The 23,165-nt window shown below is 57.4% G+C and carries 20 protein-coding genes; 10 read left to right on the plus strand and 10 right to left on the minus strand.

What is annotated here, in order from left to right; all coding sequences use genetic code 11:
* The first annotated feature begins 24 nt into the window (after positions 1 to 24).
* Entirely contained in the window at positions 25 to 1,752 is a 1,728-nt protein-coding gene (aceK, locus tag ACTG19_RS06200) for a bifunctional isocitrate dehydrogenase kinase/phosphatase (protein ID WP_201990845.1), read from the plus strand.
* Positions 1,753 to 1,830: 78 nt separating this feature from the next.
* Here aceK and tesB read toward each other — a convergent pair whose 3' ends face one another.
* Positions 1,831 to 2,697: an acyl-CoA thioesterase II gene (gene tesB / locus ACTG19_RS06205; RefSeq protein ID WP_201990844.1), complete on the minus strand. Its 867-nt coding sequence runs from the start codon at positions 2,695 to 2,697 to the stop codon at positions 1,831 to 1,833.
* 190 nt (positions 2,698 to 2,887) lie between these two features.
* Between tesB and ACTG19_RS06210 the strand changes: the two genes are divergently transcribed.
* Positions 2,888 to 3,616 carry a transporter substrate-binding domain-containing protein gene (locus ACTG19_RS06210; RefSeq protein ID WP_113738844.1) on the plus strand — a complete coding sequence of 243 codons (729 nt, stop codon included), beginning with the start codon at positions 2,888 to 2,890 and terminating at the stop codon, positions 3,614 to 3,616.
* Positions 3,617 to 3,771: 155 nt separating this feature from the next.
* Here ACTG19_RS06210 and rluB read toward each other — a convergent pair whose 3' ends face one another.
* The 5 genes from rluB to rnm form a co-directional block, all read right to left on the minus strand.
* Entirely contained in the window at positions 3,772 to 4,695 is a 924-nt protein-coding gene (gene rluB, locus ACTG19_RS06215) for a 23S rRNA pseudouridine(2605) synthase RluB (RefSeq protein WP_005347347.1), read from the minus strand.
* A 134-nt stretch (positions 4,696 to 4,829) separates the two neighbouring features.
* On the minus strand, positions 4,830 to 5,402 hold the full coding sequence (scpB, locus tag ACTG19_RS06220; protein ID WP_005338125.1) for an SMC-Scp complex subunit ScpB: 573 nt from the start codon (positions 5,400 to 5,402) through the stop codon (positions 4,830 to 4,832).
* Positions 5,386 to 6,255, minus strand: a complete 870-nt coding sequence (locus ACTG19_RS06225; protein ID WP_162628339.1) for a segregation and condensation protein A — start codon at positions 6,253 to 6,255, stop codon at positions 5,386 to 5,388. The genes scpB and ACTG19_RS06225 overlap by 17 nt, the downstream gene beginning before the upstream one ends.
* Complete coding sequence (locus ACTG19_RS06230) at positions 6,248 to 6,868, minus strand: L-threonylcarbamoyladenylate synthase (RefSeq protein ID WP_005338129.1); 621 nt, start codon at positions 6,866 to 6,868, stop codon at positions 6,248 to 6,250. The genes ACTG19_RS06225 and ACTG19_RS06230 overlap by 8 nt, the downstream gene beginning before the upstream one ends.
* 106 nt (positions 6,869 to 6,974) lie before the next feature.
* The gene (rnm, locus tag ACTG19_RS06235) at positions 6,975 to 7,856 is read right to left on the minus strand and encodes an RNase RNM (RefSeq protein ID WP_064336955.1); all 882 of its coding nucleotides are present in this window, start codon (positions 7,854 to 7,856) and stop codon (positions 6,975 to 6,977) included.
* 436 nt (positions 7,857 to 8,292) lie between these two features.
* On the opposite strand from rnm, the gene ACTG19_RS06240 reads away from it, so the two are divergent.
* From ACTG19_RS06240 to trpA, 6 genes are read left to right on the plus strand one after another with little or no spacing between them, the layout of a single operon-like run.
* The gene (locus tag ACTG19_RS06240; protein WP_113738846.1) at positions 8,293 to 9,924 is read left to right on the plus strand and encodes an anthranilate synthase component 1; all 1,632 of its coding nucleotides are present in this window, start codon (positions 8,293 to 8,295) and stop codon (positions 9,922 to 9,924) included.
* The gene (locus tag ACTG19_RS06245; RefSeq protein ID WP_005350219.1) at positions 9,921 to 10,538 is read left to right on the plus strand and encodes an aminodeoxychorismate/anthranilate synthase component II; all 618 of its coding nucleotides are present in this window, start codon (positions 9,921 to 9,923) and stop codon (positions 10,536 to 10,538) included. Before ACTG19_RS06240 ends, ACTG19_RS06245 begins: the two co-directional genes overlap by 4 nt.
* A gap of 10 nt (positions 10,539 to 10,548) precedes the next feature.
* Positions 10,549 to 11,562, plus strand: coding sequence for an anthranilate phosphoribosyltransferase (trpD, locus tag ACTG19_RS06250; RefSeq protein ID WP_439988890.1), 1,014 nt, complete (start codon positions 10,549 to 10,551; stop codon positions 11,560 to 11,562).
* On the plus strand, positions 11,562 to 13,058 hold the full coding sequence (gene trpCF, locus ACTG19_RS06255) for a bifunctional indole-3-glycerol-phosphate synthase TrpC/phosphoribosylanthranilate isomerase TrpF (protein WP_439988891.1): 1,497 nt from the start codon (positions 11,562 to 11,564) through the stop codon (positions 13,056 to 13,058). The genes trpD and trpCF overlap by 1 nt, the downstream gene beginning before the upstream one ends.
* A gap of 47 nt (positions 13,059 to 13,105) precedes the next feature.
* Entirely contained in the window at positions 13,106 to 14,299 is a 1,194-nt protein-coding gene (trpB, locus tag ACTG19_RS06260) for a tryptophan synthase subunit beta (protein ID WP_005338139.1), read from the plus strand.
* Positions 14,296 to 15,102 carry a tryptophan synthase subunit alpha gene (gene trpA, locus ACTG19_RS06265; protein WP_439988892.1) on the plus strand — a complete coding sequence of 269 codons (807 nt, stop codon included), beginning with the start codon at positions 14,296 to 14,298 and terminating at the stop codon, positions 15,100 to 15,102. The genes trpB and trpA overlap by 4 nt, the downstream gene beginning before the upstream one ends.
* 745 nt (positions 15,103 to 15,847) lie before the next feature.
* On the opposite strand, the gene ACTG19_RS06270 is transcribed toward trpA, so the two are convergent.
* The 3 genes from ACTG19_RS06270 to ACTG19_RS06280 form a co-directional block, all read right to left on the minus strand.
* Complete coding sequence (locus ACTG19_RS06270) at positions 15,848 to 16,510, minus strand: hypothetical protein (protein WP_201990834.1); 663 nt, start codon at positions 16,508 to 16,510, stop codon at positions 15,848 to 15,850.
* A gap of 66 nt (positions 16,511 to 16,576) precedes the next feature.
* Entirely contained in the window at positions 16,577 to 17,782 is a 1,206-nt protein-coding gene (locus ACTG19_RS06275; RefSeq protein WP_429157411.1) for a DUF4852 domain-containing protein, read from the minus strand.
* 833 nt (positions 17,783 to 18,615) lie between these two features.
* Positions 18,616 to 19,143, minus strand: a complete 528-nt coding sequence (locus ACTG19_RS06280; RefSeq protein WP_201990832.1) for a metal-dependent hydrolase — start codon at positions 19,141 to 19,143, stop codon at positions 18,616 to 18,618.
* 334 nt (positions 19,144 to 19,477) lie between these two features.
* On the opposite strand from ACTG19_RS06280, the gene ACTG19_RS06285 reads away from it, so the two are divergent.
* The gene (locus tag ACTG19_RS06285; protein WP_201990831.1) at positions 19,478 to 20,254 is read left to right on the plus strand and encodes a BPL-N domain-containing protein; all 777 of its coding nucleotides are present in this window, start codon (positions 19,478 to 19,480) and stop codon (positions 20,252 to 20,254) included.
* A 183-nt stretch (positions 20,255 to 20,437) separates the two neighbouring features.
* Here the strand turns inward: ACTG19_RS06285 and ACTG19_RS06290 are convergent, their stop codons facing one another.
* Positions 20,438 to 20,587, minus strand: a complete 150-nt coding sequence (locus ACTG19_RS06290; RefSeq protein WP_005338159.1) for a hypothetical protein — start codon at positions 20,585 to 20,587, stop codon at positions 20,438 to 20,440.
* Between the two features lie 443 nt (positions 20,588 to 21,030).
* Between ACTG19_RS06290 and ACTG19_RS06295 the strand changes: the two genes are divergently transcribed.
* Complete coding sequence (locus tag ACTG19_RS06295) at positions 21,031 to 23,130, plus strand: hypothetical protein (RefSeq protein ID WP_047440559.1); 2,100 nt, start codon at positions 21,031 to 21,033, stop codon at positions 23,128 to 23,130.
* The last annotated feature ends 35 nt before the right edge of the window (positions 23,131 to 23,165 follow it).

The raw sequence follows: 23,165 nt of genomic DNA on the forward strand, positions 1-23,165 counted from the left end.
CGACAGATCACAAGGAAGAGAGAGATGCAGCAGCCATTGGAACAGGCCGTCGCCGAGACTATCTTGCAACGCTTCGAGTCGTTTTACAGCCGGTTTCTCGAGATAACCCAGGGCAGCAAGAGCCGCTTCGAGAACAGTGACTGGCTGGGGGTGCAGCTCGCCGGACGCGAGCGAATTCGCCTCTATGACCACCATGTGGGGGCCACCGCCAGCTCCATCCGCCAGATGATGGGGGAGCACCACGCCACTCAGGAGCTGCTCAAGCGGGTCAAGAGCGCCTTCAGCGACCTGCTACCCCGTTGTGACAACTTCGAGGTGGCGGAGTCCTTCTTCAACTCCGTCTATCGCCGGATCTTTCGCCATCGCAATATCCGCGACGAAAACCTCTATATCCACCCCTTTGTCAGCCGTGGCGAAAAACCGGACCTGAGCGCCCTGCTGCGGATCTATCGCACCGATCTCGCCCACTTGCCCCAGACCTTGAGCCAGCTTTTGGGGGATTACAGCTTCACCCTACCCTACGAGGACAAGCAGCGGGATATTGTCGACATCCACCGCCATCTTGCGGAGAACGGCCCGCAAATCATCCATGATGAGCCCTTTGCCATCGAGCTGCTCAAAGAGGTGTTCTACCGCAACAAGGGGGCCTATCTGGTGGGGCTGATCCGGGCCCGGGATCAGGTCTTCCCCTTTATCCTGCCCCTGCTCAGCACCGGCCACAGCATCTATGTGGACACCGTCATCTTCGAGCCGGATCTCGCCTCCATCGTGTTTGGCTTCGCCCGCGCCTACTTTATGGTCTATGCCCGCGAACCGGCGCTGTTTGTCGCCTTCCTGCGCCAGATCATGCCCCACAAGCCCGATTACGAGATCTACAACGCCATCGGCTGCCAGAAGCATGGCAAGACCGAGCTCTATCGCCACTACCGCCACCATCTGGCCCAGAGTCGGGATCAGTTCATCATCGCCCCCGGCATCAAGGGGATGGTGATGAGCGTGTTCACCCTCCCCTCCTACGATGTGGTGTTCAAGGTGATAAAAGACGAGTTCACTCCCCCCAAGGATGTGAGCCACGAGCAGGTGAAGGCAAAATACCGGCTGGTAAAACAGCACGACCGGGTTGGCCGGATGGCCGATACCCAGGAGTTCACCAACTTCGAGTTTCCGCTGGATCGCATCTCGCCGGAACTGCTTGCCGAACTCAAGACGGTGGCGCCCTCGGCACTCACCCTCAGCGACGACAAGCTGGTGATCAAGCACCTCTACACCGAACGCAAGATGATCCCGCTCAACCTCTATCTGGACAAGGCGGACGAGCAGCAGACCCGGCTCGCGCTGGAGGAGTACGGCAACGCCATCAAGCAGCTGGCGGCGGCCAACATCTTCCCGGGGGACATGCTGTTCAAGAATTTTGGCGTCACCCGTCACGGCCGGGTGGTCTTTTACGACTACGACGAGATCTGCTACATGACGGAGTGCAACTTCCGCCAGATCCCGCCGCCGCGCTACCCCGAGGATGAGTGGAGCGCCGAGCCCTGGTATTCGGTGGCCCCCAACGACATCTTCCCCGAGGAGTTCGCCACCTTCCTGCTGCAAAAGCCGCAGGTGCGGGAGATCATGTTGCAGCTGCACAAGGAGATGTTCGACGCCAACTACTGGAAGATGCTGCAAAGCAACATCAAGGTGGGGGTGTTCGAGGATGTCTATCCCTACCGGCGCAAGAAGCGCTTCAAGTACCAGCGCGGCGGCTGATCCCGCAGCGCCCGCGCACATCGCAGCAACGAAAACGGGGTGGCCAGTGCCACCCCGTTTTGCTATCCGCTTTGCGCCTTAACTGCCGCGACGACGGATCACCCCCTCCTGCATGGTGCTCGCCACCAGCATCCCATCGCGGGTAAAGAACTGGCCGCGCACCAGACCGCGACCGCTGCTGGCGCTCGGGCTGTCTACCACGTAGAGCAGCCAGTCGTCGAAGCGGAAATCCCGGTGGAACCACATGGAGTGATCGATGGTGGCCACCTGCATATCCGGCTCCCAGTACGACACCCCGTGGGGCTGCAGCGAGGTGAGCAGGAAGTTGAAGTCGGAGGCGTAGGCCAGCAGGTATTTGTGCACCCGCAGATCGTCCGGCATCTGACCGTTGACCTTGAACCAGACGTGACGCACCGGATCCTGCACTGTCGGGCGAATAGGATCTACCAGGGTCACCGGGCGCATCTCGATGGGCTGCTCGCAGAGGATCTTGTCCCGCAGGGAGGCCGGGATAAGGTTCTCGTAGGGGCGCACCAGCTCCAGCTCGCTCTTGAGCTCCTCCGGCGGAGTGATGCCGGTGGGCATCTGCGCCTGATGCTCGAAACCATCGGCGGGCACCTGAAACGAGGCGTTGAGATAGAAGATGGGCTTGCCACCCTGAATCGCCTTGACCCGACGGGTGGAGACGGTCTGGCCGTCACGGATATTCTCCACGTCATAGACGATGGGACGGGTCACATCCCCCGGACGCAGGAAGTAGGAGTGAAAACTGTGAACCTGACGGCCGGTCTCGACCGTCTGCTTGGCGGCTGACAAGGCCTGCCCCATTACCTGTCCGCCAAACACGGCCCGCAGACCGAGATCCTGGCTCTGGCCCCGAAACAGGCCCTCCTCGATTTTTTCCAGCGCCAGCAACGCCAGCAGCTCATCAAGTACCTTGCTCATCGTTCACTCCTCTGTCAGAGCCGCACAGGCTAACAAGCTCACCGGAGCAGAGCAACCGCCACAGCCCCTTCCGCCCGCCAAAGGGAACTTCAAGGGCCATATACCGCGACCAGCAGCATTTATCGAGTCTGTTTTTTCCCTGCCGAAACCGCTACGCTGTCATCAATCGATAGAGGTGAGGTCACCCGCCATGCACATCCGTTATCCGGTCACGCCCTCTGCCACTTATCGCCCCCGCTCGTCCCTTCGCTTTCTTGCCACCCTGTTTGCTCTCTCGCTGCTCCCGGCCGCCACGGTGCAGAGCGCGGTAATTATCACCGGCGAATTGCCCCCCTACTCTTCAGCGACGCTGGCCAATGGCGGCGAGCTGGCAAGCAAGGTGCTCACCACTCTCAAAGCGGCAGGCCACCCGGATCTGAGGATCTCCTACCAGCCCTGGCCGAGAGGACTTAAAAACATCGAGCTGGGCAACGCTATCGCCGCCTTCCCCTTTACCTGGACCAACGAGCGCAGCAACACCCTGCTGTTCAGTACCCCCATCGCCTTTGATATCCAGTCCTGGTACACCACGCCCGACAAGAAGGGACTGGAATCCCCGCCCTGGCAGCAGAAAACCGCCTGCGTGCCCAAGGGGTGGTTCTCCGATGCCATCGAGCGGGTAACCATCGAGCAGAAGCTGATCGTCAGAACCACCAACCGCCTCAACCAGTGTGTCGAACTGCTGAAAAAGGGCAAAGTCGATCTGGTGCCCATCAACGACACCTCGAAAAAGAACCTCTCGGAGGAGGACAACGCCGCCCTCTACCGCCTCTCGCTGTTTCGCCAGAACGTCACCTTCTATCTGGTCACCGCCCGCAACGAAGAGGGAGAGATGTTTATACGTGACTTCAACAAAGAGTGGATGACACCGGCCAACTGAGGAGTGTGAGAGCAATCATTGCCACATGACCAGAGCCAGCCTGCAGCTGGAGGTCACCCGCTAGAGATGAAAAAGGCCCGCACCAGTTGGTGCGGGCCTTTGCTTGGCCGACTGCGCACTCTTTGACGGCGCGCAGTTCGCAACGGGTTGTCGGCTTACTTGCTACCGGTACCGGAGTTGCGGGTAGAGGCTTGCGGCTTGCGACGGGCGGTGGTGGCGCGAGCGCGCGGCTCTTTGCCCTGCATCTCTTTGTGACGCTGCACGGCACGACGGATCTGGGCGGCCTGCTTGTGACGGCTGGTTTTGCCATCCTGCTGCAGATCGACCTTGGATTCGGTCTCCGGCGGCAGGTTGACCAGACCGCGCAGGTAGTTTACTTCCGGCAGTTTCAGCTCTTGCCAGCCACCGCGCGGGATGCCGCGGTCCAGCTTGACGTCACCGTAGCGGATACGCATCAGGCGGCTCACCTGCACTTCCTGGGATTCCCACAGGCGGCGCACTTCACGGTTGCGACCTTCGGTCAGGGTGACGTTGAACCACTGGTTCAGACCCTCACCGCCAGCCGGCTTGATCTTGTTGAACTTGGCGGTGCCATCTTCCAGCTGCACGCCCTTGCGCAGACGCTGCAGCATGGCTTCGGTGATTTCGCCAAAGACACGTACCGCGTATTCCCGCTCCACTTCGTGGCTCGGGTGCATCAGACGGTTGGCCAGCTCACCATCGGTGGTGAACAGCAGCAGACCGGAGGTGTTGACGTCGAGGCGGCCGACCGCAATCCAGCGGGCACCTTCCATCTTGGGCAGACGATCAAACACGGTGGGACGACCTTCCGGATCGTGACGGGTACACATCTCCCCTTCCGGCTTGTGGTAAGCCAGTACGCGGCAGATCACTTCCTCTGCGGCACGGGTCTTGACCTGGTGACCATCCACCCGGATCACGGCGTTCACTTCGACGCGATCCCCCAGTGTGGCGACCTTGCCATCCACACTGACCCGACCTGCGGTGATCAGGGCCTCCATCTCACGACGGGAGCCGTGACCCGCGCGGGCCAACACTTTTTGCAGTTTTTCACTCATCGGGGTTACCTGATTGTTGATCGCTGCCCACAGGTAATAGGGGCAACGGGGTTAACTGTAACAAACGCCGGTTAGAGCACTCGCCACAGTTGAAAAATGTATATCTCGGTGACATCGGCACGCTTGGGCGCCATTCACCGGGCATCGTTCTCCCCGTCCACCGCAGAGGGCAACAGGGGTTGCAGCTCCGGATCCAGCTCGGGGAGCTGCTCCAGACTCTGCAGATTAAAGTAATCCAGAAACTCTCTGGTAGTGGCGAGCAGTTCGGGGCGACCGGCCACCTCTTTGTGGCCGATGCTGCGCACCCAGCCACGCTCTTTCAGGGTATTCACTATCTGGCTCGACACCGCCACCCCGCGGATCGCTTCTATCTCGGCCCGGGTGATGGGTTGGCGATAGGCGATCAAGGTCAGCGTCTCCATCACGGCGCGGGAATAACGCGGAGCACGCTCGCTCCAGAGCCGCGAGAGCTCTTCGGCATACTCCTGACGCGCCTGAAAGCGCCAGCCGGAGGCGACCTCTTTGAGCTCGACGCCCCGCGAGCTGTAATCTTGCCTGATCTCGGCCAACAGCAGCTGAACATAGCGACTGGTCACCGGATAATCGGCCAGCACGCTGCTTTTCAGCTCGCTGACATTGAGCGGACGACCGGCCACGAACAGCGCCGCTTCGATCAGGGTCTTGAGTCGTTCAGTGGGCAGCGCCACGGTTGCCCTCCTCGCTCTGCTCGGCCAATGCGAAATGGATTGGGCCGAGTGGTTCAGCCTGCAGGATCCAGATCAGTTGCTCCTTGCACAGCTCCAGCAAGGCCAGAAACGTCACCAGAACCCCCATCCGCCCCTCTTCGGCGCGCAGCACCTGCTCAAGGCGCAGGGCCTGCCCCAGCGTGAGCATGGCAAGGATCTCCGCCATGCGCACCCTGGTCGGGATCTGTTCGCGGCGGATCTGGTGATGTTCGAAATGAGTCGCGCGTTTTACCACACTTTGCATGTAAAGGGCGAGCTCAACCAGCGAAACATCGGGCGCCAGTGGCTTGAGGGCGCCAAAATCGGGGGGCAAGGCGGCCGCGATATAAATCTCCCGCTCCACCCGTGGCAGCTCATTGACCTTCTCTGCACCTACCTTGTAGCGCTCGTACTCCTGCAGGCGGCGGATCAGGGTCACCCGCGGGTCTTCTCCCTCCTCTTCATCCTCCAGCTCCGGCGCCTTGGGCAACAGCAGGCGGGATTTGATCTCCGCCAGCCAGGCCGCCATCAGCAGATACTCCGCCGCCAGCTCAAGGTTGAGCCCCTGCATCAGCTCCACGTACTCCATGTACTGGGCGGTGATCTGCAGGATCGGCAGGTTGAGGATATCGAGCTGCTGGCGCCGGATAAGGTAGAGCAGCAGATCGAGCGGCCCCTCGAAGGTATCGAGGAACACCTCCAGCGCATCGGGCGGGATAAACAGGTCCTGGGGCAGCTCGTGATAGGGCTGCCCCAGGACTTTTGCGATGGGTAGCGCGGCGCCAGCCCCCGTCTCGGCGGAAGGAACTGTCACCGGTTCAGCGACATCACTCAAACGGGGTCGGGTCTCCGGCACCGCGACGACGCAATACCGGCTCGTCGTCAGAGAAATCGACCACAGTCGTGGGCTGCTCGCCCAGATAACCCCCGTTGACCACCAGATCGATCTGCTTGCCCAGCTTGTCGAAGATCTCTTCCGGGTCAAACTCGGCCATCTCGGAGTCCGGCAGGATCAATGTGGTGGAGAGCAGCGGCTCGCCGAGTGCTTCCAAGAGCGCCTGAGCAATCTTGTTGTCCGGTACCCGGATGCCGATGCTCTTCTTCTTCTCGTTCATCAGACGGCGCGGCACCTCTTTGGTCGCCTTGAAGATGAAGGTGTAGGCGCCCGGGGTGTTGTTTTTAATCAGGCGAAACGCGCTGTTGTCGACCTTGGCGTAGGTGGAGATCTCGGAGAGATCGCGGCACACCAGGGTGAAGTCGTGGTTAGCGTCGAGACGACGGATGCGGCAGATGCGCTCCAGCGCGCCCTTGTCACCCATCTGGCAACCCAGCGCATAACCGGAGTCGGTCGGATAGACGATGACGCCGCCGTTCTGGATGATCTGTACCGCCTGACCGATCAGACGGGCCTGGGGGTTTTCCGGATGTACGTAAAAATGCTGACTCATAGCTTGTTCTCGCAATGGGGGCAGCAATACCTGCCCGCTCGTATGGTCACGGGTCAAAGACCCATGACACTACCTTAACCTGTTTGTGGCCGCTTCGCTGATGCTGTTACCGACTCGCCAGCAGCTCGGCATGCTGTTCGGTGGTGAGCCCAAAGTGACCGGGATAGGCCAACCAGACGGGCATTCCCTCTTTGGGCAGCCAGAGGTGGCGGCCCAGCTCGGTCCAGTTGGAGGGGAAGTGAAAATCCGATCCCACCGAGATATAGAGGTCGTGATCCTTGGCCCACTGGCCCAGATTGGCCCGCTCCTGCGGGCTCTGCTGGGGCAGCGAAACCTCCATGGCATCCCCACCTGCCGCCTTGAAGGCCACCAGCAGCCGCTTGATCCACTTGGCGGTGAGATCGTAACGGCTGGGGTGGGCCAGCACCGCCAGCCCACCGGCGGCATGAATGGCCGCGATAGCTTCGCTCATCTCGGGCCACTCGGCCGGGGCATACCCTTTATTTCCACGGCTCAGGTACTTTTTGAATACCTTCTGCATATTGTCGGCCACCCCGCGTGCCACCAGCACTCGGGCAAAGTGGGCGCGGGTCACGGCGGCGTCACCGGCGAGCGCCTTGGCTTCTTCATAGGTGCCGGGGATGAGGCACTTCTCCAGACGACGCCCGATTTCCAGCGCGCGCGCCTCGCGACGGGCCAGCTGACCGGCCAGAAAGTCGGTCAGTTGCGGATTTTTTTCATCCACCCCCAGCGCCACGATATGAATTTCGTGATGCTCCCAGCCTGTGGAGATCTCGACCCCGCTCACCAGTCGCAGCGGCAGTTGCTCGGCGTCGATGGTGCGGCGCACCTCATCAAGTCCGGCAAGGGTATCGTGGTCAGTAACCGCTAACACCTCGACCTGTTTTTCGGCGGCGCGACGCACCAGTTCGGCTGGGCTCAGCACCCCGTCGGAGGCAGTGGTATGGCAGTGAAGATCGAATCTCATCAGGTTATTCCGCTCTCGTGGTCAGGTCACCATTCATGGCAAATCGGTGAAAGAAGGCTAAAAAGCGACTTGACTTGGCCGCGGCTTTATCGTTTTCTGTAGGCACTTCATTGCAAACATCTTTTTACAGGACTTTATCATGCAAACGACTTCCATCCTGACCATCTGGTGGTGGCACACTCCCTGACATGCGGGCGTGTGGTCGTTGCTGTACCTGTAATCTGACAGCAAATTAAGAACCCAAAGAAAAAGCCCGCTGACCCCAGCGGGCTTTTTTATTATCCGGCAAATGGACCTGTGATGAAACCGAGAATTCAGACAAGCAAGCTGAGCTGGCGATGGCGCCCCTGAACCAGCCACCCCGGACCAATTAAATTTCTAAGGAATTCAACGTCATGAACATCGGTAAACAGCATCACACGCAAGGGAACGCACTATGACAGCCACACATCGCCTTCCTCTGGGTGAATTCGATACCCTGAAGCTCAACGCCTCCTATGTGGCCGATCCGCTGGCGCTCTATACCCGCCTCTGTCAGGGTCGCCCCAACAACCTGCTGCTGGAATCGGTGGAGATCGACTCCAAGGCAGGTAAACAGAGCCTGCTACTGGTGGATGCCTGCCTGCGCATCGAGTGCCGTGGCCACACCGTGCGGGTGCGCAGCCTGAACGACAACGGCGCCCAGTTGCAGAGCCTGCTGGCTGAGCGGCTGCCTGCGGTGGTTGCCCGCTCGCTAGTAGATGGCGAGCTGCAGCTCGACTTCCCGGCCTCCGATCGGGAGCAGGACGAAGATTCCCGCCTCAAGGGGAGCAGCGTGCTGGACGTGTTGCGCACCCTGCAGCGGGAGCTTGATTGCCAGCTCGGCAAAGAAGCGCTCTTTATGGCGGGCAGCTTTGCCTATGACCTCATCGCCTCATTTGAAGATCTGCCCGACGTGCCGGAGGGGAGCAACAGCTGCCCCGACTACTGCTTCTATGTGGCCGAAACCCTGATCACCATCGATCATATCGAACGCACCACTCAACTGCTTGCCTGCATCTTTGGCGGCGACAGCGACGAGAGCCAGGTGGAAGACAGATACACCCGCCTGACCGAGCGACTCACCGACTTCAAACAGATTTGCCAGCAACCCCTCTGCGCCGATCTGACCACCCAGCCCCTGACCGGCGGCATGAGCGTGGACAAGAGCGACAAACAGTTCTGCGCCGAGGTGGAGAAGCTCAAGGGCTTCATCCGCCGTGGCGACATCTTCCAGGTGGTGCCGTCCCGCTGCTTCTCCCTGCCGTGCCCGAGCCCGCTGGCCGCCTATCGCCGCCTCAAACAGACCAACCCCAGCCCCTACATGTTCTACGTGCAGGATGAGGGCTTCACCCTGTTTGGTGCCTCGCCGGAGAGCGCGGTGAAATTCTGCGCCGCCAGCCGCGATGTGGAGATGTACCCCATCGCCGGTACCCGCCGCCGTGGTTTCAACCCGGATGGCAGCATCAACCGGGATCTCGACGGCCGCATCGAGCTGGAGCTGCGTCAGGACGAGAAAGAGGTGGCCGAGCACCTGATGCTGGTGGATCTGGGCCGCAACGACATCGCCCGCATCTCGGAGCCGGGTACCCGCTACGTCAAGGAGCTGCTGAAAGTGGATCGCTACAGCCACGTAATGCACCTGGTCTCCAAGGTGGTCGGCACCTTGCGCTACGATCTTGACGCCCTGCACGCCTATCAGGCCTGCATGAACATGGGCACCCTCACCGGCGCCCCCAAGATCCGCGCCAGCGAGCTTATTCGCATGGTGGAAGGCAAGCGCCGCGGCAGCTACGGAGGCGCCGTCGGCTACATCAACGGCGCTGGCGAGATGGATACCTGCATCGTCATCCGCTCCGCTTTCGTGAAAGATGGCGTGGCCCATGTGCAGGCCGGTGCCGGGGTGGTCTATGACTCCAAACCGCAAGCAGAAGCGGACGAAACCCGCGCCAAGGCGGCCGCCGTGCTGGCCGCCATCGCCGCCAGCCATGGCACCTCCCTGCAAGCCCTGAGCGCCCAGCAGGAGCAACATAAGGACGTGAGCCAATGAGTACCGGATCAACAGCCACCAATATCTTCCTGCTCGATAACTTCGACTCCTTTACCTACAACCTCGTCGACCAGTTCCGCTCCCTCGGCTATCCGGTGCGGATCTACCGCAACAGCCTGCCGGCGAGCCGCATCATGAGCGAGATCGCTGCCTGCGAAGGGGATGCGGTGCTGGTGCTCTCGCCGGGGCCGGGCGCCCCCCACGAGGCGGGTTGCCTGATTGACCTGATCAAACTGGCCCGCGGTCAGGTGCCCATCCTCGGTATCTGTCTCGGCCATCAGGCCCTGTGCGAAGCCTACGGCGGCACCGTCGGCGCGGCGGGCGAGATCGTCCACGGCAAGCGGTCCCTGATTGAGCACAACGGCCACGGCGCCTTCGCGGGGCTGCAAAGCCCCTTGCCGGTGGCCCGCTACCACTCGCTGGTCGCCACCTATGTACCGGAAGAGCTGACGGTGATTGCCCACTATCAGGGGATGCCCATGGCCATCGAGCAACAGGATGAGCGGGTGCTGGGCTTCCAGTTCCACCCGGAATCCATCATGACCTCGGAAGGGGCCCGTCTGCTGACCCAGGCGCTCGCCCATATCACCCGTCCAGAAAGCAGCGTGCGGTAAGGAGACCAACATGCATCAACATCTCAACACCCTCTATCAGGGTCAGTCTCTGAGCCGTGAAAGTACCCGCGACGCCTTCGGTCAGGTGGTACGTGGCGAAGTGGATCCCATCGTGCTCGCAAGCCTGCTGACTGCCCTCAAGATCAAGGGAGAGACCCCGGAGGAGATCGCCGGCGCCGCCGAGGCCCTCTTGGCAGAAGCGCGCGACTTCCCGCGTCCGGACTATGAGTTCTGCGACATCGTCGGCACCGGTGGCGATGGCCTCAACACCATCAACGTCTCCACCACCTCGGCGCTGGTCGCCGCTGCCTGCGGCCTGAAAGTGGCCAAGCACGGCAACCGCTCGGTCTCGAGCAAGTCGGGCTCGAGCGATCTGCTCGATAAAATGGGCATCAAGCTCGACATGAGCCCGGCGCAGGCGCGCCATTGTCTGGACGAGCTTGGCATCTGCTTCCTGTTCGCCCCCCAGTATCACGCCGGGGTGCGCCACGCAATGCCGGTACGTCAGGCCCTCAAGACCCGCACCCTGTTCAACGTACTGGGGCCGCTTATCAACCCCGCTCGCCCCACCTATCAGCTGATGGGGGTCTATGCCCCCGAGCTGGTGCGTCCCATCGCAGAAACCCTGCTGGCACTGGGGCTGAAAACCGGTATGGTGGTGCACGGTGCCGGGCTGGATGAAATTGCCATCCACGGCCCGACCCAGGTGGCCCAGATCCGTGACGGCGAGATCCGCGAATTTATGATCACCCCGGCTGACTTTGGCCTCGAGACCTATCCGGTCAGCGCCATTCAGGGCGGTGAGCCTGAAGAGAACCGCGCCATCACCGCCGCCATTCTGGAAGGGCGTGGCACCGCGGCCCACAACGCCGCCATCGCCGCCAATGTGGCACCGCTGCTGCTGATGGCGGGCAAGGCGAAGGATCTCAAGAGCGCGGCGGCCCAGGTGCTGGCGGTGCTGGCAAGCGGCAAGGCAGCGGATCTGGCTGCTCGGCTCGCCACTTTGAGCCATCAGGAAGCATGATGTCAGCCACCACGTTGCACAACAGTCATTCAGAACGCCCGCAGGGCAAGAGCCAGTTTCGCAAGGATAACGAGATGTCAGACCTTATTGCCCCCCATGCTTTTCTGAACATGGCCTCCATCAGCCAGACCATTCTCGGCAAGATCGTGGCGGCCAAACAGGAGTGGGTTGCCGCCCGCAAGCTGGCCCAGCCGCTGGAGAGCTTCCAGAGCGCGCTGACCCCAAGCGATCGGGATTTCGTCGGGGCGCTCAAGGCGGGCTCCACCCGCTTTATTCTGGAGTGCAAGAAGGCCTCCCCCTCCAAGGGCTTGATCCGCGACGACTTCAGCCCGGAGGCCATCGCCGACATCTATGGCAAATACGCTACCGCCATCTCGGTGCTGACCGACGAGAAGTTCTTTCAGGGGGATTTCGCCTTTTTGCCGCGGGTACGCAGCCGCGTCAGCCAGCCGGTGCTCTGCAAGGATTTCATGATTGACCCCTATCAGGTCTATCTGGCCCGCCACTATCAGGCAGACGCCATCCTGCTGATGCTCTCGGTGCTCACCGACGAGGGGTATCGCGCCCTGTTCGCGGTGGCCAAGGAGCTGGGTCTGGGCGTACTCACCGAGGTAAGCAACGAAGAGGAGCTGACCCGCGCCATCGCCCTGGGCGCGCCGGTGATTGGCATCAACAACCGGGATCTGCGGGATTTGAGCGTGGATCTCAACCGCACCAAACAGCTGGCCAAAGATATTCCGAGCGATCGGGTGGTGATCAGCGAGTCCGGCATCAACCACCGCGCTCAGGTGGCGGGTCTGCGCCACCACGCCAAGGGCTTTCTGGTGGGCTCATCCCTGATGGCCGAGCCGGATCTGGAAGCGGCGGTGCGCAAGCTGGTACTGGGCCAGAACAAGGTGTGCGGCCTCACCCGCGCCGAAGATGCCGCCGCCGCCCATCAGGCGGGCGCGGTGTTCGGCGGTCTTATCTTTGTGGCCAAAAGCCCGCGCTATGTAGACATCCCCGCCGCCCGCGCCGTGATGGCGGGTGCGCCGCTCGCCTATGTCGGGGTATTTCGCAATGCCCAGCCCGCCACCATCGCCAAGACGGTGGATGCGCTGGGGCTCTCTGCAGTGCAGCTGCACGGGGATGAGGATGCCGCCTATATCGATACCCTGCGCCCACTGCTGCCCGCTGGCTGCCAGATCTGGAAAGCAATCGGAGTCACAAGCGGCGAGCCGCTGCCCGCCCTCGACTACCCGGCGGATCGCCTGCTGCTGGATACAAAAGTCGGCAGCCAGAGCGGCGGTACTGGTCAGGCGTTCGACTGGGCCCTACTGGCCCATCTCGATAAAGCCAAGCTGATGCTGGCGGGGGGCCTTAATTCCGACAACGCCCTGCAGGCGGCGCAAGTAGGCTGCCTCGGCCTTGATTTCAACTCCGGGGTGGAGAGTGCCCCGGGCCAGAAGGATGCGCACAAGATTGCAGCCGCCTTCGGCGCACTGCGCAACCTGTAACGCAACCCTTTTTGATGTTTCGATTTAGCTAATACAAGGAAGAAGCCATGACCCTGCTCAACCCGTTTTTCGGTGAATTTGGCGGTATGTACGTACCCCAAATCCTTATCCCGGCCCTGCTCCAGCTGGAGAAAGCCTTCGTCGATGCCAAGGATGATCCCGCCTTTATCGCCGAGTTTCAGTCCCTACTGACCGAGTATGCCGGTCGCCCGACCCCGCTCACCCTGACTCGCAATCTGACCAAGGGCACCAAGACCCGCCTCTATCTGAAGCGTGAAGATCTGCTGCACGGCGGCGCCCACAAGACCAACCAGGTGCTGGGTCAGGCGCTGCTGGCCAAGCGGATGGGCAAGAACGAGATCATCGCCGAAACCGGTGCCGGTCAGCACGGTGTGGCCACCGCGCTGGCATGCGCCCTGCTCGGCCTCAAGTGCCGGGTCTATATGGGTGCCAAGGATTGCGAGCGTCAGAAACCCAACGTCTTTCGCATGAAGCTGATGGGCGCCACCGTTATTCCGGTGCACTCAGGCTCCAGCACCCTGAAAGATGCCTGCAACGAGGCGCTGCGCGACTGGGCTGCCAACTACGAGTCGGCCCACTACCTGCTCGGCACCGCCGCCGGCCCGCACCCCTTCCCCACTATCGTGCGGGAGTTCCAGAAGATGATCGGCGAAGAGGCCAAGGCCCAGTGCTTCGAGAAAGAAGAGCGCTTGCCCGATGCGGTGATCGCCTGCGTCGGCGGCGGGTCGAATGCCATCGGCATGTTTGCCGACTTTATCGATGAGCCTTCAGTGCGCCTTATCGGCGTCGAGCCGGGTGGTCACGGCATCGAGAGTGGCGAGCACGGCGCGCCGCTGGGTCACGGCAGCAAGGGGGTCTTCTTTGGCATGCACTCCTACCTGATGCAGGACAATCAGGGGCAAATTCAGGAGTCCTACTCCGTCTCGGCGGGGCTGGACTTCCCCTCCGTCGGCCCGCAGCACGCCCATCTGGCCGCCATCGGCCGCGCCGAGTACCCATCGGTAACCGACAAGGAGGCGCTGGACGCCTTCCAGGAGCTGGCCAAATCCGAAGGCATCATACCGGCGCTGGAGTCCTCCCACGCGCTGGCCCACGCCCTCAAGATGGCCCGCAGTGAACCTGAAAAAGAGCAGGTGCTTATCGTCAACCTCTCCGGCCGTGGCGACAAAGATATCTTCACCGTTGCTGACATCTTTGAAAAAGAAGGAACCTTGTCATGAACCGTTACGCACAACTCTTCTCCCGTCTGGACGCGGCCAATCAGGGCGCCTTTGTGCCGTTCGTGATGCTGGGTGACCCCACCCCCGAATTGTCGCTAGCCATCGTCGATGCGCTGGTAGAAGGGGGCGCCGATGCACTTGAGCTCGGCATTCCCTTCTCCGATCCAGTGGCGGACGGCCCCACCATTCAAGGCGCCGCCCTGCGCGCATTTGCCAGCCACACCACCCCGGATGACTGCTTCGAGCTGCTCAGCCGCATCCGCGCCAAGTACCCGCAACTGCCCATTGGCCTGCTGGTCTACGCGAATCTCGTCTATGTGCGCAAAATTGACGGCTTCTACGAGAAGTGCCAGCAAGCTGGCGTGGATTCGGTGCTGGTCGCCGACGTGCCGGTGCAGATGTGCGCCCCCTACAAGGCGGCTGCCGACAAGTTCGGTATCGACAGCATCTTTATCGCCCCGCCCAATGGCGATGCCGAAACCCTGAAACAGGTGGCGGAGCTCGGCAATGGTTACACCTATCTGGTGAGCCGCGCTGGCGTCACCGGTGCCGAGACCAAGGCCGGCATGCCGGTGGAGGGGCTGATCAATACCCTGCGCGAGTTCAACGCCCCCCCCGCCCTGCTCGGCTTTGGCATCAGCGAACCGGCTCAGGTGCGTGAAGCCATCGCCGCTGGCGCCGCCGGTGCCATCTCCGGCTCCGCCGTGGTGAAGATCATCGAGACCCACCACCAGAATCCGGAGCATATGCTCACTCGCCTGAAAGAGTTTGTGGAAGGGATGAAGGCGGCGACCAATCGTTAAGGCGGCATGGATCACATGCCATTGGCCGTTTCTGAGGAAAGGGAGCCTGATAGGCTCCCTTTCTATTTCCTGCTTGTTGCCGCTCCCAGCGTCTTTGTCCCCTCTCCCCTTGGGAGAGGGTCAGGGTGAGGGTGACACATACCAAAGCCCAGCCTTTTGGCTTAATGCAAGTCAGTTAAGAGAATTTGAGTCCCAACCCGCGGGGTATAAGGGCTAACGAGTGAGGGAGGCATGATGCCTCCCTCTTTTTATTGCATGCCAGTCAGGGCAAGGGTTGGAGCTAAATTGACTCTTTAATCATGGAGCTACTTTATGATATTCAACATCTCGAATATTTAGCCATAAAAGTGCTTAACTGACTGGCATTAAGCCTTTTTGCTGGTTTTTTATCCAAAACAACCCAAAAAAACGACATAACCACTGGATAATTAGATATTTTAAATAAAGTCAAATTATCTTGACAATGTAAGGCAGTTCTCAGCCATGTTGATAAGAATGATACCGCCCGCGTCTATAATCGTGGTGGTAAACACTTTAATCGTCGCGTGGAGTTGATGGACTGGGTGGTCAGAACACATTGAAATGGTAATTTTTAAAGCGTAAAAAGAGAATCCAATAATGCCACCACTAATTTCCCACAAGATTCAAATATGTATAAAAGTAGACTTAAAAAAGAAAGTGTGCATTAACCAATAAGCTAATACACACTATAGACAAGACTATGTGAAATATATTTCACCAAATATTATTGAGGTGGATAATACATTGGAGACGGCTGTGTATCTAGTGTTCCATTCAATATTTTCTCAATAATCAACATCCATTTCTCAGCATTTTCATACTGCATTATTGCTATTGCTTGAGGTAAAGTGACATCATCTAAGTCAAAATAAATACCTGTTTTTTTAGCCGCATTAATTTTAGATGCTGAGTTTTTTCTAGCAATTTCTGAGCTCTCCATTACTCCTGCACCACAACTATCCCATGTACTATGGGCAGGAGAGAATGCACGGTACGTTTTTATCTTAGATGGCTCTATAATAATAGTACTATCAAATTTTGATGACGCTGGCTCGCCATTTATTATGGCTATTTTTTTATGCTTAGCATCAACACCAATAGCACCAAATGGACTTACACTGTAATAATCTACATTCTGTAATTTTTCTTTCACAGCACTAGTCATATAGTCGATGCCATTATTGTAGCGCATAATATGTTTCTTTGTCATGATACATATAGACACTATTGGCACAGCAAAACAGCCTACACCAAAAGCCATACCACTACTAAATATAAAAGCGAATAAACCTCCAGAGATTAGCCCAATAAAAACCCATATTGATAAGTTAACGGTGAGAAGCTGCCCCGCAATAAGCCACGCTTCAGAACTTTTAATTTTAGTCATAAAATCCTGTAAAAATTAAAGTTTAGACCATGTAAAAGTGAAATATTTTTAACAGATGAACAATACTTATTGAGTTTTCAACAAGCTTACAACACCTTTTACTGTCATGCTGTCATCACCATAAGGCTTGGATTCAACCGCAATGTCTTTGAAGTCGTTTACGTTATCAACAACTACAAACTTGTAGTCATAAGCCGTCTCGGCATTTTCTGCAACTGAACCTCCACGATATTGCTTTGCCTTCTCACCAATTTTACCCTGGGCATCAACTTTCGGCTTGGTTACTGTGGTTGAGACAATGATGTAGCCAATGCCAAATTTGTTGATAACAGATTCAGCTTCCTGTTTCAGGTAAAGATTGAAATATTTGGGGTTATCACCATCAACACTGTCAAAGTAAGGCTCGTTATTAGAGCGGACAGTTGACCGTTCAGGGTGGAGAGTTCCAGCAGAAACTTGCTTTTGACTCTGGTAGATCGGCTTGCCAAAGTAAGAGAATTCAGACTTGGTTACAAACGCAATGGTCTTCGGATCTGTGTTGATGGTCAGAAGAGGGCGCTCAATTACTTGCTCAGCAGCCTTTTTCTTGTAGTCGCTATCCGTGAAGTATTCCATCTTGGTGATCTGGCCGTAAGCCTTGAGGTCAAGGTATTCTTTTCCTGCATCACGAAGAACGTAGCTGATGCGAGCATAAATAACATTATCATCACCCTTGGCCTTGGAGAATGCCTTGGCATCTTCGACCTTCATGCTGATCGGCTTGATGTCCATCGGGTTGATGAAGAACAAATCGAACGAACCATCGAAGTAGCGACCTTTAATGGAGGCATTGAAATCATCATAGGAGGTCTTGCGAATGTATCCGCTCATCGGGATTGGTAAATTCACAGGGGTGCTGAGATCAACGCCCCGAGCCTCAGTCTGCAAAATCACATTAAAGGTTGATGTCTCAAAGTTGTATTTGCCAACCTTGAAAGGCACATCGTAGGTATAGATTTTATTCGGATCGAATTCAGCGATCTGCTTTTTAGCCTTCGCAATGGAAGAAGCTTTCTTTTCCTCCATGGCGAACTCATCGTTCTTGTTTTTTTCGTAGAAAGCGGGCTCCGCAATCATGACCATGTCATTCTGGATTTCTGGACTATCCAGGTTGATGGTTTTGTTCTGGGAGAGTGAGTAAAGAGCCATATCTGACCATTTTACGTCTGTAGCTGAAACAGACACAGAAACAGAAATGGCCGCGAGTAATAGTGTAGATTTAGCTTTATTCATTATTAAATACCTCTTTAAATGAGTCCGACACAGTCTGCTTTTTTGCCCTAAAGAAATCAACCACCTGATTTACCTAAAAAAAATACATTTAAAAAAACTACTATTGACAAATTCAAAAAAAACAAAACAGATCACCTTTTAGGCCGCTAATGACATTTGTGTCTTTATTGCCAGCGATCACACATGATATTAAAATGTAACAACGCCCGTTTGGTCGTACCGATTTATCAGGCCAGAAGACGAAAAGTGTACAAAAATGGGGCTCGGCAACTACCCTACTGTACTACTACTCGATCAAGGCTGTTCTCAGCCATGTTGATAATAATCAAAACGCCCGCGCCTATAACCGTGGAGGTAAATATTTTAATCGTCGCGTGGAGCTGACGGACTGGAGGTCAAAACACATTGAAGAGGCATGATTTCAAAAATATGAAAGAGGCCAGTTTATACTGGCCTCTTGCTTATAAATTGAAATTTATAAAGCGATTAATAGCGAGCTGGTTCATGCTGTAATCTGATGTATTTATGGCGAAAAAAATCAACATGATCACTATCGCTATGGGGTATGACATAACAGCAATATAGCACCTATATCGACCAATAAATCTTTAGCATAGAAGGGTATGATATTAAATCTAGATAATTCAAAAATACCTAGACCAATGCGCGGAAAAATTATGGTTTCTAACCCCCCTACAGACAATGCATAAAAAATACCAATATGGTGCCGAAAATGAAATAAGATTGATTTCATGCGAAGTCCATTAACAAGAACTCCAATACAAAGACCATATCTATTTTGTACAGATATATTCCCCCTTGCAATCTCACTCCTACCTCCCCCACACCCGCCATCCCATCAAGATCAGCATCAGCACAACCCCCGGCAGCCAGACCCAGTAGAGCTCGGAGAGGATCACCGCTTCACCTCGGGCAGTGAGATAGGCCTCCAGCTTGAAGGGGGCGACCCGGATCACCTGCCAGGGGGCAAAGAAGCGCTCATCACGCCACGGCCAGAGCCAGCCAACCCCCTTGCCGCCGGTGGTGAGGGAATCGAGCAGGATATGGGAGAGCAGAGAGACCAGCAGAAACGACCAGACGGTGGCGGCGCTGGCCCGAAATTGGCGGTGAAACAGCATGGCCAGTGTGGGCAGGGCAAAGGCAAACAGCAGGGAGTGGGTAAAGCCGCGGTGGCCAAAGACATGGCCGTAGGCGACCCCCAGTTTAAAGGCCAGCACGTCGGCATCGGGCAGCATGGCGATGGCAACCCCAGCCAGCAGCAGGCGGGGCGGGATAATCCGGCTGCCAAGCCCGAGCCCAAGGCAGAGAGGCACGGCGGCGTGGGTGACTATGGTGGGCATAGAGTGAAGCTCCAACTGAAAACGTGAGCCTACCCTACCCCCGCTCGGTGAAGTGAAGGTGAAGTGCCCCCTCTTATGTTGCTGTATTCCCCCTCAAATCCTTAGCCATCAGCCAGAAGAGGCGTCACACAGGAAAGCTGTTGCACGCGCTCCGAAGCAGGGGCCGAAATCCTGTGGTTTGTCCCTCTGTATTGGCTCGTTCGTTGTGTGTCGAACGCAGGCCCAATCAGCGTTGGCGCATTAACTTGAAATGTTCATTTAACAGCGGCTGACATACAGAACGGGATCGTGATAAGTAGTCTCTTCGATTCACATCACAGGGACAGTGGCAGCGATGAATGTATCAAAAAGCATCAGGCTGATTGCGAGCGTTATCAGCCTTTGGTTAATGACAGGATGCATGGCAGAGGCCGCCTCTGCGCAGCCGCAGCAAGAGCCGTACGCGCTGATCTATAACGGGCCGGTTTCTGATAGGGATAGCACCAAAGCGATTGCGGATGTGGTCAGGCAGGTGGGCTTGCCGGTCAGGTATCTCTCCAATATCGGGGAGCTGCCTGCAGAGCTCGATAATGCCAGGGTGTTTATCGTTGGCGGCACAGAGGACGATGTTGAGCCGCTCCTCAACGCCTTCACCGCGGACGCTCGTTCGGCGTTAAAAACCTATTTGCAGAACGGCGGCCGCTACCTCGGGATCTGTGGGGGTGCCTTTGTGGCATCCACCGGCTGGTCTGAAGAAGAGGGCTTTGTGCCGGCGCTGGGCCTTGTTCCTGCGACATCCGATGATTATGACGGCGACTTTAGCGCCAGGATCTTCCCGATCAGCTGGCTTGGTGAAGAGCGCCAGATGTATTACCAGGCCGGCCCGCAATTTACGCCGGTGCCAAGCCCCGAGCAGGTCAAGGTCATCGCCCATTTTCAAAACCACCATATTGCCGCGTTGATCAGCTCATATGGCAAAGGCAAGGTGGCCGTTTCCGGGCCACACCCCGAAGCCCCCGAATCGTGGAAAGAGAATGCGGTAGATGGCGACAAGATGGAGTCCAATATTCATTTAGCAGTTGGATTCGTCAACGAGTTGCTCTCCGAAGAGCCCGTCACCCATTCGAAGTAGCCGCGCCCCTACGCCCCTGGATGTGACCCCATTGCTCGGCCCGGAAGTCAGGGCACCCAATCAGCTACTATCCGTAAAAAAAACCACCGACCTGCAAAAGGTCGGTGGTTTTTTTATCGGTGGTAGATAACGGGTAGCCGATACGAAGCGTTCGCTACCTCAACTTTCGCCCGGGAGCGAGCACTACTCTTCCTGCTCCTCCGGTTGTCTCTCCTCACCCCGTATCTGTAGCAGCTCTTCGACCCTGGCTTGCCACTTGTCGTGGGCCTGTTTGCGCTCCTGCTGCATAAATGCTTCTCGCATGGTGTCGATTTTCTGGTCAAGTGTTTCCATCAGAGTGTCTCCTTGTGTGACCGCGTAAAGACTGGCTGACGGCGCGTTGGCCAACCTGCTCCCCTAATCTGACACCGCTAATGCCGTTACTGACCAATCAAATAATCGATTGGAAGTGCGAAAACCAATCTAAAAATTCTTTTTCATGTGTGCGCCACCACGCCAGCGCAAGGGAAACAGGCCGTTCCGAGCGGGATAATCCGGCGCACGATCAACATGTTGTTGAGTGTGGTCGTCCCCCTTTTCAGGGGAATGGGGCGCCGTTGCCCCATCCGTCCATTGAGGAGTCCCGGCAGATTTACGGTGCGTTGCTGTGCCCATGATCACACAGTCACAACTCTCGCCCTCCGCTCACCGCGCCCCCGCTTTTTATCATCTAGAGTTAGCGGGCAGTCCAAAGCTGCTGATTTATATACATTCGCCGCCAAGAGGGATCTTTTTTCATGACCGAGCATATCGATCTGCTACCTATCAGCACGGATGATGAGCAGGACGCAGGCAACCGTTACCTCTACTACACCGAAGGGGATCTGGCCCGCATTCTTGCCAATCTGGAACAGCTGCGCCACGCGGTGTTTCCGGCCGCCATCGGAGAGAGTGAAACGGGCGCCACCGTACCCCACAACTTTCCGTCCGTCTGTCTGGTGGGGCTGGGACGCTGCGGCTCCAACATAGCGCAGGATGTCGCCTCGCTGGTCTACAACGCCCGCAGCTTTTATCTCAATGAGTTCAACAGTGAAGAGCAACGAAAGCGGGAGAAGGAGTTTGGTCCGGTAAGCTGGATCCGGCGCAACCTGCGGCTGCCAAACAACGGGGCCCGGCCGGTCTTTCTGATCGAGCCCATGGTGATGCTGGGGGATCTGGATAAGGACATCGATGGCCGCATCCGCCACTCCAATCGCAGCGGCGAAGGTGGCTCATTGCGTGATTACGCCAAGATGCGGGTGATGGACTTGTCGGAGATCCATGCGGGGGGCGCAGGTAACGCCCCCATCCTTGGCCAGTATCTGGCCAAGATCATCCTCAACAAAAGCCCCCACTACTTCGCCAACTCCGAGTGGCAGGCCATTCATACCTATCTGGTGGACTCCTGCGGCATCAAGGCCAACCAGTCCCGCCTCTATTTCTACATCTTCAGTGCCGGGGGCGGCACCGGCTCCGGCATGGCCTCCGAGTTCGGGCTGGCCCAGCAGTACTCCTACATGAGCAAGACCTTTTCGCCCCCATCAGAAGAGGAGGAGCACCTCTCCCTCGGGGAGCACTTCATGTTCGATCCCATCTTCACCAGCGGCATCTGTATCCTGCCCAACATCTGTGATCGGGGTATCGAGATCTCGGAAGCGTTGCACATCAACGCGGGGCGTTTGCTGTGCAAGTATCTGGCCGAGGAGTGGGACTTCTCCTATCACTTCGACAACGAGCAGGCGTGCGATGCCAGCATGCTCAAGCGGATCAGGCCCTGGAATGCCATGATGCTGATCTCCAACGACATCATGCGCTACGCCGAAGAGAGCGACGATGGCGAGATCCAGCATGTTGACGTCAACACCATGGAGAAGTACGCCAACCAATACATCTCACAGCAGATCTTCAACATTCTTACCGCCCAGGCCGTCACCACAGACTACGACGAGAACTACTTTCGCCGGGCGGGCATCGACATCAGCGAGACCATTCGACTCGATGCCAACGACCTCTTTATGAGTCTGGCGGGGCCGGTGGCGGTGGCGTATGCCGAGTCCATCTCACCCCCCGGCGGCCTGTTTGACAAGGAGGATGGGCTCAATGTGGACGATCTCTTCACCCGTTCCATCGAGCTGCCCCACTTCAACAAGATGACCCAGGCCATCGAGGGGATCAGTCTGCTGCCCATCGAGGCGGGCAACTATCGGGAGTATCTGGACGACTATGTGAAAAGTGGCCATGACCCGGCCCACCTCAACGAGCTGCACTTCTTCAAGAACTGCTCCTCTGTGGTGTCGATCATCTCCCTGCCCAAGGAGTACAAGCTCTCCTATATGGATCTCAACCGGCTCAAGTCTCACCTCAACGGGCTCTTCCCCAATACCACCCTCAAGCGGTATGCGCTGGTCATCGGGGCGTCGGCCAACATCTCCCTCACCACCCTGATCGTCAAGAGCCCCTGCCTGAGCGATGACTTCCTGACCCTGATCGTGGCCTTTATCAAGCGCTGCTTTGCCAAGGATCACTATCGCTTCGATGAGCATCTGGACAAGGCGGTGATCGAGATGATCTGCAATGAGGAGTGGAACGATGCGCTGCTCGACAGCATGCTCAACGAGTTCGAGAACCCGGCCAAGATCCTCGATACCAACTGGTACGCCATCAAGCCCATGTATGAGAAGAAATATCGGGAGCTTATCCGCGAGAAGGAGAAGTTCGTCTCCATCAACGATATTCGCCTCAGCCGTGAATCGGTGAAAAAGGCGCTGCTCTATCTGCGAGAGATCTATCGCCACCGGGTCAGCAAGACCCGTATCCTCTCCCTCAACCCACGGCTGGGGGAAGCGAACACTCGCTAGCACCCTGCCCATAAAGCAAAGCGCCCGCCCCACAT

The sequence above is a fragment of the Aeromonas sp. 3P genome, assembly GCF_051919745.1.
Lineage (GTDB): Bacteria > Pseudomonadota > Gammaproteobacteria > Enterobacterales > Aeromonadaceae > Aeromonas > Aeromonas veronii.

Coding starts and splice junctions, on each gene's coding strand:
- aceK (WP_201990845.1), top strand. CDS start 25: ATGCAGCAGCCATTGGAACAGGCCGTCGCCGAGACTATCTTGCAACGC.
- trpCF (WP_439988891.1), top strand. CDS start 11,562: ATGTCAGCCACCACGTTGCACAACAGTCATTCAGAACGCCCGCAGGGC.
- trpB (WP_005338139.1), top strand. CDS start 13,106: ATGACCCTGCTCAACCCGTTTTTCGGTGAATTTGGCGGTATGTACGTA.
- rnm (WP_064336955.1), bottom strand. CDS start 7,856: ATGAGATTCGATCTTCACTGCCATACCACTGCCTCCGACGGGGTGCTG.
- trpD (WP_439988890.1), top strand. CDS start 10,549: ATGCATCAACATCTCAACACCCTCTATCAGGGTCAGTCTCTGAGCCGT.
- trpA (WP_439988892.1), top strand. CDS start 14,296: ATGAACCGTTACGCACAACTCTTCTCCCGTCTGGACGCGGCCAATCAG.
- tesB (WP_201990844.1), bottom strand. CDS start 2,697: ATGAGCAAGGTACTTGATGAGCTGCTGGCGTTGCTGGCGCTGGAAAAA.
- ACTG19_RS06290 (WP_005338159.1), bottom strand. CDS start 20,587: ATGGAAACACTTGACCAGAAAATCGACACCATGCGAGAAGCATTTATG.
- ACTG19_RS06285 (WP_201990831.1), top strand. CDS start 19,478: ATGAATGTATCAAAAAGCATCAGGCTGATTGCGAGCGTTATCAGCCTT.
- ACTG19_RS06230 (WP_005338129.1), bottom strand. CDS start 6,868: ATGAGTCAGCATTTTTACGTACATCCGGAAAACCCCCAGGCCCGTCTG.
- rluB (WP_005347347.1), bottom strand. CDS start 4,695: ATGAGTGAAAAACTGCAAAAAGTGTTGGCCCGCGCGGGTCACGGCTCC.
- ACTG19_RS06240 (WP_113738846.1), top strand. CDS start 8,293: ATGACAGCCACACATCGCCTTCCTCTGGGTGAATTCGATACCCTGAAG.
- ACTG19_RS06280 (WP_201990832.1), bottom strand. CDS start 19,143: ATGCCCACCATAGTCACCCACGCCGCCGTGCCTCTCTGCCTTGGGCTC.
- ACTG19_RS06275 (WP_429157411.1), bottom strand. CDS start 17,782: ATGAATAAAGCTAAATCTACACTATTACTCGCGGCCATTTCTGTTTCT.
- ACTG19_RS06270 (WP_201990834.1), bottom strand. CDS start 16,510: ATGACTAAAATTAAAAGTTCTGAAGCGTGGCTTATTGCGGGGCAGCTT.
- ACTG19_RS06210 (WP_113738844.1), top strand. CDS start 2,888: ATGCACATCCGTTATCCGGTCACGCCCTCTGCCACTTATCGCCCCCGC.
- ACTG19_RS06295 (WP_047440559.1), top strand. CDS start 21,031: ATGACCGAGCATATCGATCTGCTACCTATCAGCACGGATGATGAGCAG.
- ACTG19_RS06245 (WP_005350219.1), top strand. CDS start 9,921: ATGAGTACCGGATCAACAGCCACCAATATCTTCCTGCTCGATAACTTC.